This window comes from Acetobacter nitrogenifigens DSM 23921 = NBRC 105050, from assembly GCF_000429165.1.
GTDB classification, from domain to species: domain Bacteria; phylum Pseudomonadota; class Alphaproteobacteria; order Acetobacterales; family Acetobacteraceae; genus Acetobacter; species Acetobacter nitrogenifigens.
In genome coordinates this window covers 341,319-354,835 of sequence record NZ_AUBI01000001.1, presented here as the reverse complement: position 1 = coordinate 354,835, position 13,517 = coordinate 341,319, and the positions used below count along the sequence as shown (strand labels likewise).

The 13,517-nt window shown below is 58.1% G+C and carries 12 protein-coding genes and 1 pseudogene; 7 read left to right on the top strand and 6 right to left on the bottom strand.

Features of this window, described 5'->3' with window-relative positions:
- Positions 1-6: 6 nt before the first annotated feature.
- Positions 7-1,833, top strand: a complete 1,827-nt coding sequence (locus G442_RS0101635; protein WP_026396580.1) for an AMP-binding protein — start codon at positions 7-9, stop codon at positions 1,831-1,833.
- A 341-nt stretch (positions 1,834-2,174) separates the two neighbouring features.
- Here G442_RS0101635 and G442_RS0101630 read toward each other — a convergent pair whose 3' ends face one another.
- Together G442_RS0101630 and G442_RS0101625 are read right to left on the bottom strand one after the other, a co-directional pair.
- A complete protein-coding gene (locus tag G442_RS0101630) occupies positions 2,175-2,525 on the bottom strand; it encodes a VOC family protein (protein WP_026396579.1) in 351 nt (116 codons plus the stop codon).
- Positions 2,526-2,585: 60 nt separating this feature from the next.
- Positions 2,586-3,512 (bottom strand): helix-turn-helix transcriptional regulator, encoded by a 927-nt coding sequence (locus tag G442_RS0101625; protein ID WP_246789288.1) that lies wholly within the window; start codon positions 3,510-3,512, stop codon positions 2,586-2,588.
- 150 nt (positions 3,513-3,662) lie between these two features.
- On the opposite strand from G442_RS0101625, the gene G442_RS0101620 reads away from it, so the two are divergent.
- The 3 genes from G442_RS0101620 (at position 3,663) to G442_RS20400 (ending at position 6,290) form a co-directional block, all read left to right on the top strand.
- Positions 3,663-4,091 (top strand): NUDIX hydrolase, encoded by a 429-nt coding sequence (locus G442_RS0101620; RefSeq protein ID WP_026396577.1) that lies wholly within the window; start codon positions 3,663-3,665, stop codon positions 4,089-4,091.
- A gap of 202 nt (positions 4,092-4,293) precedes the next feature.
- Entirely contained in the window at positions 4,294-5,019 is a 726-nt protein-coding gene (locus tag G442_RS0101615) for a class II aldolase and adducin N-terminal domain-containing protein (RefSeq protein ID WP_026396576.1), read from the top strand.
- Between the two features lie 461 nt (positions 5,020-5,480).
- A complete protein-coding gene (locus G442_RS20400) occupies positions 5,481-6,290 on the top strand; it encodes a 2OG-Fe(II) oxygenase (RefSeq protein WP_218030244.1) in 810 nt (269 codons plus the stop codon).
- Positions 6,291-6,393: 103 nt separating this feature from the next.
- On the opposite strand, the gene G442_RS0101605 is transcribed toward G442_RS20400, so the two are convergent.
- Positions 6,394-8,082, bottom strand: a complete 1,689-nt coding sequence (locus tag G442_RS0101605; protein WP_026396575.1) for a M3 family oligoendopeptidase — start codon at positions 8,080-8,082, stop codon at positions 6,394-6,396.
- 727 nt (positions 8,083-8,809) lie between these two features.
- Between G442_RS0101605 and G442_RS23770 the strand changes: the two genes are divergently transcribed.
- On the top strand, positions 8,810-9,346 hold the full coding sequence (locus tag G442_RS23770) for a hypothetical protein (RefSeq protein ID WP_051291801.1): 537 nt from the start codon (positions 8,810-8,812) through the stop codon (positions 9,344-9,346).
- A gap of 1 nt (position 9,347) precedes the next feature.
- Here G442_RS23770 and G442_RS25505 read toward each other — a convergent pair whose 3' ends face one another.
- A complete protein-coding gene (locus G442_RS25505) occupies positions 9,348-9,872 on the bottom strand; it encodes a glycoside hydrolase family 73 protein (RefSeq protein ID WP_161628311.1) in 525 nt (174 codons plus the stop codon).
- Between the two features lie 30 nt (positions 9,873-9,902).
- Here G442_RS25505 and G442_RS25500 point away from each other — a divergent pair, with 30 nt between their 5' ends.
- Together G442_RS25500 and G442_RS0101585 are read left to right on the top strand one after the other, a co-directional pair.
- Entirely contained in the window at positions 9,903-10,151 is a 249-nt protein-coding gene (locus G442_RS25500; RefSeq protein WP_161628310.1) for a hypothetical protein, read from the top strand.
- A 236-nt stretch (positions 10,152-10,387) separates the two neighbouring features.
- Positions 10,388-10,629 (top strand): annotated as a pseudogene (locus G442_RS0101585) (transposase); the annotation flags it as partial.
- 164 nt (positions 10,630-10,793) lie between these two features.
- Here G442_RS0101585 and G442_RS0101580 read toward each other — a convergent pair.
- Both G442_RS0101580 and G442_RS0101575 read right to left on the bottom strand, forming a co-directional pair.
- Positions 10,794-11,942: a pyridoxal phosphate-dependent aminotransferase gene (locus G442_RS0101580; RefSeq protein ID WP_084440319.1), complete on the bottom strand. Its 1,149-nt coding sequence runs from the start codon at positions 11,940-11,942 to the stop codon at positions 10,794-10,796.
- Between the two features lie 86 nt (positions 11,943-12,028).
- A complete protein-coding gene (locus G442_RS0101575) occupies positions 12,029-13,231 on the bottom strand; it encodes a pyridoxal phosphate-dependent aminotransferase (RefSeq protein WP_026396572.1) in 1,203 nt (400 codons plus the stop codon).
- Between the last annotated feature and the right edge of the window lie 286 nt (positions 13,232-13,517).

Sequence of the window (13,517 nt, the reverse complement as noted above, 5' to 3'; positions counted from 1 at the left end):
CGCGCCATGCCGCCATGGGCGACTTATGAAGCGATGTATGACGCGGCTTCAGGCCAGCCAGATTTGTTCTGGCTGGATGCGGCTCGACGCGTCACATGGGAGCAGGAGCCTGCGATCGCGCACCGCGCGCGGGCGGACGGCTGGCATGACTGGTTTCCGGGCGCGACGCTCAACACCTGCCACAACGCCGTGGATCGGCATGTGGAAAGTGGACGCGGCGACCAAGCGGCGCTGATCTGGCATTCCTGCGCGACGAGGGAACGGCAGATCGTGACCTACCGGGAACTGCAGCGCCGGGTGGCAGGATTTGCCGGTGGTTTGCGCGCGCTAGGGGTAGGCAAGGGGGATCGGGTTCTGATCGCCATGCCGACGATGATCGAGACGGTTGTCGCAATGCTGGCGTGCGCGCGGATCGGCGCCGTGCATGTGGTGGTTTTTTCCGGTTACGGAGGGCCTGAACTTGCTCGCAGGATTGATGACGTGGCCCCGAAAGTCATCATCGTCGCCAGTTGCAGTTTTCAAGGACAGACGGCAGTTCCATCGGCGCCCGGCTTGAACGAGGCGCTCGCCGGGGCCGCTCACAGGCCGCAGGCCTGCGTGATCGTGCAGCGCAAGGGCTGCGCGGCCTCGCCCCTGCCGGTGCGCGATCATGACTTTCATGTGCTGGAGCAGTCGGCGCCTGTGGATCCAGTCGTGCTTAGGTCCGAAGACCCGCTCTATATCCTTCATACATCCGGAACGACAGGTAATGCTAAAGGTATTGTGCGGGATAATGGGGGACACGCTGTGGCGCTCGCCCTGTCGATGGAACTGATTTACGGGTGCAGGCAGGGCGATGCATTCTTCACGACATCGGATCTTGGCTGGGTCGTTGGTCACTCCTACGGCATTTACGCGCCCCTGATCAGCGGTTGCACCAGCGTAATCGTTGAAGGCGGGGCGTCAGCGTCCGCCATTAACGCCCTCTGTCATGAGCATAAGGTGAAATGCCTGTTCACCACGCCCACCCAGATGCGGCTCATGCGACAGGAAAGCCGTCGTCAGCCTCAGGCGGTGTTACCGGCGCTGGCGCGAATTTTCGTAGCCGGAGAGTATGCCGATCCGACGTTGCTAGAATGGGCGCGGGCGTATTTTCAGAAGCCGGTCGTCAACCACTGGTGGCAGACGGAAACTGGCTGGAGCATCACCGCGCATTTTTTCGGTCTGCCCGAGCGTGAACCTGCTTCGCTAAAAAATGACATCGGGCGGCCTGCGCCGGGATTCAACCCGGTGATCGCACCGTCCGAAATGGACGAACAATGCGGCGAGATTCTTCTGTCCCTGCCGCTGCCACCCGGTTGCCTGGCGGGGGTCTGGAAGGAAAGGGCGATCCATGTTCCTACGGCGTATCTGGATGAGAGCGGCATGTATTACCGTACTTTCGATGAAGGCATGATCGAGGCTTCGCGCGCCGTCCATATGCTCGGGCGTTCTGACGATGTCATCAAAGTCGCCGGTCGCCGAATCTCGGGCGTGCAGATCGAGAAAATCATCTCCGCTCATCCTGGCGTTCACGCTTGTGCCGTAGTGGCGGTTGCTGACGAGTTGAGAGGACAGCGCCCAGTCGCCTATGTTGTGGCGAATTCTGATCTGGACTGCCCACTCTCTGTCGAAATTATTATTGGACAGGTTCATCAGGGGCTTGGCCGATGGGTCGGTCTTAAAGAAGTTCGATTTGTAAAACGATTGCCTACAACAATATCAGGAAAAATTACCAGAAATTCTCTCAGTGTTTCCGATGGAGTGACAAGAGAGGGTGCGGATTCTTCGGTGCGGAATATGTCTGCCGCGTAGACTCCAGAGCGCGAGATAATTCCTACGGAACTTTACCGCTTTAGGCTCGTCCATTTCGTCAACTTACTTAGATATGATGGTGGCGAGATTATATTTTTCATGACATTGGCCTTTGTTCCCATTTGCAGAAACACTTTTTTCTGGAGCAGAGTTTCTTCTGCCCCCGCATAATTTTTGCACTTACAAGTAATGTAATGTTATCGTGAATCGTCACGCCATATTCGACTAAGTTCGTAACACCCCACATCTGATGTCTGGAACTTCTCCTGAAGTGCTTTGCGGAAACTCAGGTCACTCACGACTTGACTCTGCGCAAGTGCTTGTGACCCGTAGAGCGTCTTTCACCTCGCCGCCGGTCGAAAGGCGCGTAGGCGATGACCGTCTGGGTCTTCGACCACGACATTGCGGCCAAACGCCATATCGGTCGGCGGCTGAATCACCGTGTATCCTGCTTCGACCCACAGTTTGTGAACCGCGTCGGGGTCTTCCGTTGTAAGCGTAATCTCACTGTCGGCGCCCGCTGGTAAGGCGTTATTTCGATTCCATAGGCCGAGGCGGCCGCCGTCTGGCAGATTGAAGAGCACGAAGCCCGGCGCAAGCCAGACTGGCTCAACCCCCAATAGGGTATGATAGAAATCGGCGCTGGCGGCAGGATTGTCCACATAGAGAATTGTTGAGGTTGAAAGAAACACGGGTCGGTCTCCTGATGATTGGAACGACGTTCATCTGGAGGAGGGGAGAGACAGTTTCTGTCAGTAGGGTATGGAGATTCCTGTCTGCGCGCGCCATTCGGCCAACAGAATGCGTCGCCGTCGTGGGTAACGCCCGCACCCCGGCACGGCGCTCTCGATGCGGTCCAGTCGGAAATGTCGGAAGTCTGCGCGTTTCTCACACCATGCGGCTAACATCTCGGAGGTCTCGAAGAAGCCGATGGCGACGGGCCAGATCGTGCGTTCGGTCGCGTTTCCCTCCTTGTCCGTGTAACGCAGCGACAATTTCATCTCGTCGCGGATCGCCTGTCGGATGACCTTGAGGCAGGGCGTTTCGTTCCGCCCGGACGGCCCGGCGAGCATGCCGCTGGTTTCGACTTCGTGCGCGTGCGTATCTGGCAGGACCGCCGAAATCTTGGCGAGCGCGTCGGCCGCCGCCCGTTCCAGATCTTCGTCGTCGCGGTGACGGACGAGGCGCAGGCCGAGAATCAACGCATCCAGTTCATCGTTGGTGAAACGCAAGGGTGGAAGAAGATATCCTCGTCGGAGCACGTAACCGACGCCAGCCTCCCCCTCTATCGCAGCGCCTTGCGCGATCAGCGTGCCGACGTCGCGATAGATCGTGCGCGTCGAGACGCCCAGCTCACTTGCGAGCGTGGCGGCGGTAACGGGGTAACGACGACGGCGCAGGGCTTGAAGCAGGTCTAGCAAGCGGCTGGCGCGGGACACTGCGGCGATTCTCCGGTGAGGTGGCAGTAGCTGGGAACGCTTGTATTCGCTCGCCTGGCGTCGTGGATAGGCCGTGTTGGTGCGGTGGGACTGGCCCAGCGGTCCAGACTGGCCGTCCGTGTCGACGGTGATGCTTACTGACTGCACGCGGGCGATGCACTCACAGTCAAACCAGGCAGTGTCGGATCTGGTCGGCGCTACAGGGATAGCAAGGAACTCGGATGCAGCGGGGCGCGGCATATGTTTCGAAATGGGTTCAATGCATGATCGTTGTGTCAGATCGACAGTCAGATTTCGCGTCGCTACGATCGAGAATCTGCTGCGGTTTTTTCCGGGCGGAGTAGTCGTATCGACGATCATTGCCCCAAGGCACAGAGGATTTTTCTGTCTATGAGCGATCTTGCCGCGCCAGTCATACGAATCGCCGCTGCAGTCATAGACGACGGCGCAGGGCGGCTTCTCGTGGTCAGGAAGGCCGGATCGAAGTGGTTCATGCTGGCCGGTGGGAAAATCGAGAAGGGAGAGCAGCCTGTTGATGCGCTGAAGAGGGAGCTGGCGGAGGAGGTCGGGTTTGTCGTGGACGAACATTTTCTCACGCCGTTAGGCTCTTTCTCCGCTCCCGCCGCCAACGAGGCCGGGGCGATCGTGACGGCGGAACTCTTTCATTTTCGTACGACGCAAATGGCGAAGGCTTCGGCCGAGATTGCGGAAGCGCTTTGGGTGGCCGCGTCGGACGCGGCCTCGCTCCCACTGGCGCCGCTCATGGTTGGTCATGTTTTGCCTCTGGTGGCGGCGAGAGGGATCGTGTCCGCCGATTAAGTCGGTGGACGAAGGGAGGCCTGACTTTCGGGCAAGATCGGACGTGGAGGTGACGTCAGCCTTCGAAGCTGTCGCGCCGTAACGAGAGGCTACACACATATTTTGACGAAGCCCGACACATAAAAACCCTGTTTGTCCCCGACAGGCGTCTTGGTCATGGTTCGGCGTCGAAACAACAGCCAGGCACAGGAGTACCGACGCGATGACCGATGAGCAGCGTATCAGAATAGATCTCGCGGCGGCGTTTCGGATCACGGCGAAGCTGGGTCTGCATGAGGCGGTGGCGAATCATTTCAGCGCCGCCGTCTCTGAGGACGGACGCTGGTTTCTGCTTAACCCCAAATGGCGACATTTTTCGCGTATCCGCGCGAGCGACCTTGTGCTGCTGGATGCAAAAGACGTTGCGTCCAGCCGCCATCCCGATATCGATCCGACCGCCTGGTCCATTCATGGCCAGATTCACCGTTTGCTTCCCAAGGCGCGGGTTGTGATGCACCTGCATCCCATCCACGCAACGACGATCGCTTGCCTCGAAGACCCCACAATTTTGCCGATAGAGCAAAATTCCGCGCGCTACTTCAATCGCGTTGCTCAGGACACGAACTACGGCGGCATGGCTGATACGGTGGCGGAGGGTGAGCGGCTGGCGCACCTGCTGGGTGATCGGTCACGCCTGATGATGGGCAACCATGGGGTGTTGGTGACGGCGGAGAATGTTGGAGAGGCCTTCGATGACATCTACACCCTCGAACGCGCCTGCCAGATTCTGGTGAACGCTTATGCGACCGGACAGCCGTTGAAAATCCTGGATGCAGATGTCGCGGAAAAGACCGCACGCGCGTGGGAAGGGATAACTGACTTCTCCCGCGAACATTTCGCAGAAATGAAACGTATTCTTGACGCCGAGGATCCGTCGTACGCGACGTGACTTTAACGATCCAATTTTGAGATGTCCTATAAATACTGTATATTTTTCAGCGTGTTATATTTAACAATTTATTAACGTGAAATTGATATTAACGATATTTTGTTATAAAGCTTGCGCTCAATGTGCTGAGAAGTTTATGGGTGGTTCAGACATCGTTCGGAAACGAACAGGAATTCAGAGATCGCCTCCTTGAGCGTTGGCTCTGAAGTTCCTGTCCTTTCCGAATGTAATCTGGTGCCTGAAGCGTATATTTCAGTAAATCGAGAGCGCAGTCGACTTTGTTTCTTCTCGCATATGAAAATATAAAGCGTGTGCGTACGTAATACTTGATGTTGCTGCTTTTGTGGCGGCTGCAAATCCGCTGGCGGCGGGTTGTCTCTCTGCGCATTGCTTTATTCTCGTCGCGGAAGAAATGATTTGTAATGGTTGCGACGATCGGAAAGGAGGAAGGCGATTTGCCCGTGACCACCGATTGGCGTTCACCGACTGCCGACACGCTGGAGCAATGGCGGCGTTCGTATAGAGACGCTGTGCCGTTCCCGCATCTGGTTATCGACGATTTCTTTGAAAGAAGCCTTCTTTCGTCCGTCAATTCAGACGCTTCTTCGGCTCCGCGCGCGGATTGGACGTCTCATCATACGGCGCTTCAAAACAAGCGCATGCTGGACGACCCGGTGTCGCTTCCTGAGGAAATTGCACGATATTTTCGCGTTGTGTACTCACAGGAATTCATCACGCTTATGGAGCGGGTGACCGGGATCGGCTCTCTTCTTCCCGATTTCAGTCTCTATGGCGGCGGATTGCATGAAGCTGGCGTGCACGGACACTTTGAGGTCCATGTCGATTTCCAGCGCCATCCGACAACGGGGATGAGAAATCGTTTGGCGCTCATCACCTATCTCAATGAAGGGTGGACGGAAGAAGACGGTGGCAAGCTTGAGCTGTGGAACCTGAAAGAACGCAAGTGCTACGTCAGGGTGGCGCCGATCATGGGGCGGACGCTGCTCATGGGACAATCTCCGGATGCGGCCCACGGATATCCGGCCCCGCTTCCGGAAGGCCGGACGAGGCGAGCGCTGATCGCGTATTTTTATACAGAGAGCGATGATCCGGTGGAGATCGGCAGCCAGAACACCCACTATCTGGAGCGCCCCGGACTTCCGCCATCCAGGAGGGCGCTCATCGCCCTGCGGCGCATGTTGCCCACGCCCGTGGTCAAGGTCCTTCGTGTCGGCCTGACGGGAGTTCTTCGGCTACGGGAGCGGCGTTAGCGTCGTCCCGGTGGCGTAACCTGCCTGATCGGACAGGCTGCGCGTTGGTTTAGGGCGGTGAGGGTAAGATCGCCTGACACCCCTCAGGCGAAAGGTTTTTAAGTCAGTCCTCCATGCCGGGTGTATCGAAAAACTGCGCTGCTTCCCTGACGACATCCGCCAGGGCGCCGGGCGTGAAGGGTGAGATCAGACCTGCCTCCGCGATCAGCGCAGTGAACGCGGCAGATCCGCCGCGCGCGCACAGGTCTTCATATGCGGTCGTCGCAGCAGCCTCGTCCCGTCGCGACAGCAACCAAATCTGCATCGCGCAGCAGAGCGCGAGCGTATAATCAATGTAGTAGAATGGTGATTTGTAAATGTGGCCCTGCGCCTGCCACCGCCCCCCTGCTGCGGGGTAGCTCAGATCGCCGTAATCGCGCCACGGCATGTATTGCTTTTCCAGATCTCGCCAGAGCGCATGGCGCTGCGCGGGCGTCATGTCCGGGTTGGTGAAAATTTCATGCTGAAAATGATCGACGCAGACGCCATAAGGCAGAAAGCTGAGCGATCCGATCAGATGCATGCGGCGGAAGCGATCTGCGGCGCCGTCTTCGACCATCAGTTCCATATGCGGCCAGGTCAGGAATTCCAGCCCCATGGAATTGATTTCCGCCGCCTCCATCGTCGGCCATAATTCGTCAACGCCATGCAGGTCGCGGCTGCGCCAGTTCTGGTAGGCATGGCCCATTTCGTGCGTGAAGACGTTGATGTCGCCATGCGTGCCGTTGAAATTGGCGAAGATGAACGGCATCCCGACATTCGGGAACGACGTGCAGAACCCGCCGCCCGCCTTGCCGTCGCGGTTTTTGAGGTCGAGATAGCCGCCATCAACCATGTCGCGGAAGAAGGGACCAAGCCCGCCGGACATCCTGTCAAACATGGTCTGCGCACGCGCGATCAGCAGATCGTAATCCCCGGCAGGCTTCGGATTGCCGAGTGCGTCGATGAAGTTCTCGTCCCAGTAACGCACGGCGTCCCAGCCCATCTCCGCACGGCGGTCTTCCAGAATCCGTGCGACGAGCGGCGTGACATGGGTGCGGACGTCGTCCCTGAAACGTGCGACTTCCGTCGGCCCGTAATCGACCCGGCGCATCCTGCGATAGCCAAGTGGCGTGTAGGTATCGAAGCCCAAAGTCGTGGCCATACCGTGACGCAATTTCACCAAGCGATCGTAAAGATCGTCCAGCTTTGCGCCATTTTCCGCAAAAAAGGTCCAGCGCGCCGCCTCGGCCTCGTAACGCACCGCGCGGTCCGGGTTCTCCAGCCATGGCGCAAGCCCGGACAGATTGACCGTGGCGTCCCCGATCGTGATCCGCGCCGCAGCGAGCAAGGCGGTGTATTCACCGGAAAGGCGGGCTTCTTCCTCCAGCGCGGCTTCAATGCGGGTGTCGAAGGTGGTGACGTCGCTCTCCCACAGCTTGGTCACATGCGGGCCGACAAGATTCACCAGCGCCGATCGGTCTACGTCGTTCAGAAGCCGCTTCTTGATCGCGACCTCATGCGCCGTGGCTTTGGGGCCGATCTTGTCCGCGTAATCGCGCTCCGCCTTGGCGGTCTCGTCCGTCGTGTCCTGAGAAAAGCGCAGATAAGCGAGCGACGCCCAGCTTTCCAGCGTCCGCCGTTCCGTATCGAAACGGGCGAGCGCGCCAGCGAGGTCGCCCGCGTCCAGCAGGGAGAGGACGGCGCCGAAGCCTTCGTCGAGGCTGGCTTCCGTGGGGCGGGGAAAGGTGAGGGAGGCGAAGGTCGGGATCATCCGGCCATGCTGGCATTGCGCCGGGTTGTCGTCCACTGGCGAATGATCCGACGGCAAGCTGGCCGCATGTCGTCACGCGTTCCGGCTCAAGGGATCTGGGGCAATGTAGTGGGTGTCTTTGCGTCCGTTGCGTTCTGGTGGTGGCCGGTGCTGCCGCATGGAATCCAGTCTTTTAGGGCACATAAACTCAGCATCGGTGGGTATTAAGGGCAACTGTGTTGATCACAGGGCCTGCAGAGACTGCCTTTTCTGCCTCATGGCGTTGAGTATGACGATCAACTGACGCGCGACGGTGATGAGGATGTCGTCGCAGCCGCTGGAAGCTTCGAAGACGACGAGGGTTTGGGCGTGAACGTTTCGGCGCATTCGGCGATAACGTCACGGGTATTGAGAATGCGCGGTGTTCGGGCGGAAGGTAGGTCGCAGAGATCGAGGAAGGCGCACGAAAGATCGTATCTAATGACTGTCTGTGCTATGGCGAGGGTTCATGTCCGTGTCATGCGGATCGAATGTCTCAGGTAACTGTTCAGGGACGAGCGAAGACGGAAGGAATCCATGCTCCCCAACCGGCTCCAGCCTCTCGGGAGTCGGGGTACTCCCTTCCGTCGCGCATCCTCGCACAAAGCCAAACAGGCAGGGATCGGCGTCCGAAGAGCTTCATCACTTCGTAAAATCCATGTATCAGTGAACAATGACGACACGAAAAAAGTTCCGGAGTTTCTCAATCTTGAATTTCAAGAATACCGTGCAGATTTCATCCCTCAAGCATCTTATGCAATTCTTGCCGATGGCAGTCTGCGTGCTGGTTCTGGTTCCTGCGGCACTGGCTGACGAGATTCCCAAGGACTGGCAGGTTTATGGGAATGCCCGTTTTCATTACCAAATTTGCTATCCGGCTTCTTTGCTGAAGCCACAAGGGGAGCCCGATAACGGGGATGGACAGTCGTTTTTTGGCGATAACGGCGTGGAGCTCAGCGTGTTTGGCCGAAACCACGTTGACGGTCTGACGCTCGCCGATAACGCAAAGATGGAGTCTACGCAGCTGGCGGGGAGTTCCGGTAAAACAACGTATCAGGCCGTGCGCAAGGACTGGGCCGTCGTATCCGGAAATGATGGAAAAGACGGCGTTTTTTACAGTAAAATTCTGGACAGCGGCGACCACTATGTCGTTTTCGAATTGAAATACACGCAAAAAGAGAGCGCTGTTTACGACAAGGTGATCGTTCAGTTATCCAGATGCCTGAAATCCGACCAGAAAACCTGAATTACCGGTTATATTTGTAAAGATCTTTTTTCTTCATGATCGACTTCAGCAGCGTTCCGTAAAGGGAATCCGTCGCATAGTGATGCGTGAGCGCATCGGCGTAGCCGTCAGGGTCGTTGGTGCGGCTCTGGGCCAGGCTGTAAGCCGGATGGGTCGCAAGAAGCTTGCCATGCTCATCAAAAGCTTCCGCCATGGAGGCAAACTTGCGGAAACCGGCCTTGATGTAAATCGACCGGTGATCCTTGGTCTCTTCGCGCGTGGTGACATATACCGCCGCCTGCCCGGCGGCGGCCTTGATGCCAAAGGGATTATTCGACCCTGGAGGCATATGCTTCCCAGACCCGCTCTCCAGAACCCATTGCGCAATGCTGATCGACGCAGGCACTCCCCAGCAGGCCTGCGCCTTTTGCGCCGCCTGAACGATGTCCGCCCGAATGCCGTCGGCTGACGACGGCCCTGCTGACGTCAAAACTCTGGGGCTCGGACGATAGGCCGGAAGATGCGCCGAATGCGTATTTTGCCGCACGACCGATTGATGCGGAGCAGAATGCTCCTGATGGCGATGATGCAGAATTTTTCGACCGAAATTAATCGCCCGCAATGTGCGGCCACCCGGATCAAGCCGGCCGTCGGGGGCGGCTATTCCGCCAATTTTACGTTCAACTTCACTGATAGCGTTGATTGTCAGCGGACCGCACGCTCCATCGACAGTCAATTTCGAAAGGCCAATAGGCAAGTGCGCATTAATCAATTGCTGTATTGCGACAACATCACGGCGATGATTCATCCCACCCTTTCCAACTGATGCTGTAATCGCCGTATAATGGAAGCCAGTCATAAGAATTCCTGATGCATTTCAAATCTTGATGTCGAAATACCACGGTCCCACTACGGCGTCCAATATGATACGAAAATGAAAACTTTACGTAATTCAGACGGTTATAGGCGAATCACCCATGTTCGTACTGTCTGGCCGGAGATGAGTTGAGTGATTTCAGCAGGTTATAATTCATGGGTTTGCGAGAACCCGATGAGATCAAAATGGCTTGGACTGAAACCACCCAAGCGCAGTATCGCCGGGAGGGCTTGGAGTATGCAAGCGACCTGCGTGATGCCGAATGGGCGCTGATTGCGTCATTGACATCAGAGAGGAAATGACCGGGAAGGCGAGTGTATGCTGGGTCATGGAGGCGATCTTCTATTTCGTCACTACGGGCTGCCAGCGGCGGCAATTGCCATGCCGCTTTCCTGTCTTCACGATCGTGCAAGGCGCCAAGTATAAGCAAGATGTAATTTCACTTTATACTCCGGAAATAGCTTTATAATAAGCTATAATAGGGGATTTTTACTGTAATCTGATCGTTTTTCAACCGAACGGAGACGAACGAGCGAATAACATCACTCCTGCGTCAGCCCTCGTCCGAAACCGATGTAAATGCGCAAACCGTTACCTCAACGAAGCAACAAACCCGGCAATACGCCTGCATGCCTCTTCAAGCTCAGCATCGCCGGTCGCACAGGAAAGCCTCAGATACGGTGACAGACCGAACGCGGAGCCCGGTACCGTCGCGACATGCGCGCGATCAAGCAACGCCAGCGCGAAATCGGCGTCGGTTGCGATCACCTGTCCATCGGGCGTGGTCTTGCCGAGGCACCCCTCCACGCCGGGATAGGCGTAGAAAGCGCCGGACGGCATCGCGCAGGTAATGCCGGGAATGGCGCGCAACGCCTCTACGACGGCCTGACGCCTTTTGGCGTAGGTCGCACGCATGACGCCGATCAGGTCTTCAGGACCGTCGAGCGCCGCCGCTGCTGCGGCCTGCGCCACGGTGCAGACGCCCGAGGTCGCGTTACCCTGCACCGTGCGCATGGCGGCGATCAGATCGCGCGGGCCGCCCGCGTAGCCGACCCGCCATCCGGTCATGGCGTAGGCCTTGGCGACGCCGTTCATCGTCAGGATGCGATCGCGCAGGTCGGGGGCTACTGACGCGAAGGACGTGAAGCGTCTGTTGTCGAAGACGAGATGCTCATAGATCTCGTCAGATAGAATCCAGACATTCGGGAAGTCGCGCAGGGCCGAGGCGATGGCGCGCAGTTCTTCTTCAGTGCAGACGCCGCCGCTGGGGTTGTTCGGGAAGTTCAGCACCAGCCATTTGGTGCGCGGCGTAAGCGCCTGCGCCAGTCGATCGGCGCGCAGGCTGAAACCGTCGCTCTCGTCGCAGACCGGATGCACCGGCACGCCGCCGAACATGCGCGCAATCAGCGGATAGCTGACCCAGTAGGGCGCGGGGACGACGACCTCATCTCCCGGATCGATGGTCGCCATGAAGGCGTTGAAGATGATCTGCTTGCCGCCGTTGCTGACGATCAACTCGTCTGGGGCGTAGTCCAGACCGTTCTCGCGCGCGAACTTGCGCGCCACGGCGGCTTTAAGGGCCGGGGTTCCGTCGACGGGCGGGTATTTGGTGTCGCCCGCGAGTGCGGCTGCATGTGCCGCTTCGATTGCGGCGGGAGGCGTCGGAAAATCCGGTTCGCCGAGGGCGAGGGAGATCACCTTATGTCCGGCGGCGAGCAGTTCTCGCGCGCGTCGGGCCATCTCGATTGTCGCCGATGCTGGCAGCCCGTCCAGACGCGCCGCCAGGCCGGGGCGTGGCTGCGCCCCGTTTGTCCCGCCGCTCACCGTCACCGAAGTCCGGCGCAGAAACGCTGGATGCGCTCGCACGCGTCGCGCAGGCTCTCTGTGTCGGTTGCATAGGAGACGCGGAAATAGCCGGGATACATGAACGCGGAGCCGTGGACGGCGGCCACGCCTTCCTCATCCAGAAGCGCCGTTACGAATGCCTCGTCCGTGTCGATCAGCTTTCCCGATTCCGTGCGCTTGCCGATGCATCCGGACATCGACGGAAATACATAGAACGCGCCTTCGGGGCGGCTGCATGTCAGGCCAGCCGCCTGATTGAGCATCGAGACGACCAAATCGCGCCGTTCCCGATAGGTCTCACGCATTCCCTCGATGAAATCCTGCGGTCCCGTCAGCGCTTCGAGCGCCGCCGCCTGCGCGATGGAGCAGGGGTTGGAGGTCGACTGCCCCTGAAGCTTGTTCATGGCGCGGGTCATTTCGAGCGGCGCGCCGGAGAAGCCGATGCGCCATCCGGTCATGGCGTAGGCCTTCGAGACGCCGTTCATCGTCACCGTCCGATTGCGAAGCTTAGGTTCCACCTGAACGACGGTGGCGGGCTTGAAGCCATCGTATACAAGCTTGTCATAGATATCGTCGGTAAGAACCCAGACATTTGGGTGACGAAGCAGCACGTCGCAGAGCGGGCGCAGATCTTCGGCCGCATAGGCGGCGCCTGACGGGTTGCAGGGGGAGTTAAGGATGAACCACTTGGTCTTCGGCGTGATCGCCGCTTCAAGCTCCTCCGCGGTCAGCTTGAAGCCGTTCTTTTCCTGACAGGGAACGATGACCGGCTTGCCGTCCGCCAGCGCCACGATATCCGGGTAGGACACCCATCCCGGCGCAGGGATGATCACTTCGTCGCCGGGATTCAGGGTCGCGACCATCGCGTTGTAAATGACCTGCTTGCCGCCGGTCGAGACGATGATCTCCTCCGGCGTGTAGTCTAGGCCGGAGTCCAGTCGGAAACGTTCGGCGACGGCGGCGCGAAGGGCATGGGTTCCGGGGACGGCCGTATATCTGGTCTGGCCGGTTTCGATGGCCCGGATCGCTGCGGCGCGAATGTTCTCCGGCGTGTCGAAATCCGGCTCGCCTGCCGACAGGCTGATGACGTCGCGGCCTTCGGCCTTGAGCGCCTGCGCCTTGGCCGTGATGGCGATGGTCTGACTGGGGCTTACCTTGTTCAGACGGTCGGCGATGAACGACATTGCGATGAGATCCTGACCTTATGAAAACGCGCCGCTGGGAGCGATTGGCCTACGAAGCCGGGGCTACAACGATAGAATGTTTCCAATTCGGACGGAACTCTTCCTGAGCGGGTTTTCCTGTCATGTCAGGGGGCGCAATAACGCATGCTTTGGACGGCGGGTTGGGTGATGAAAAATAAAATCTGAGACCTTTGGTGACTTATTTTGTCTTTATTTAAAAAATTTGAAAACAGAAGAATTTTACTTTAATATTTTCAGCAAGAAAAAATATCAAAATTCGAAATTG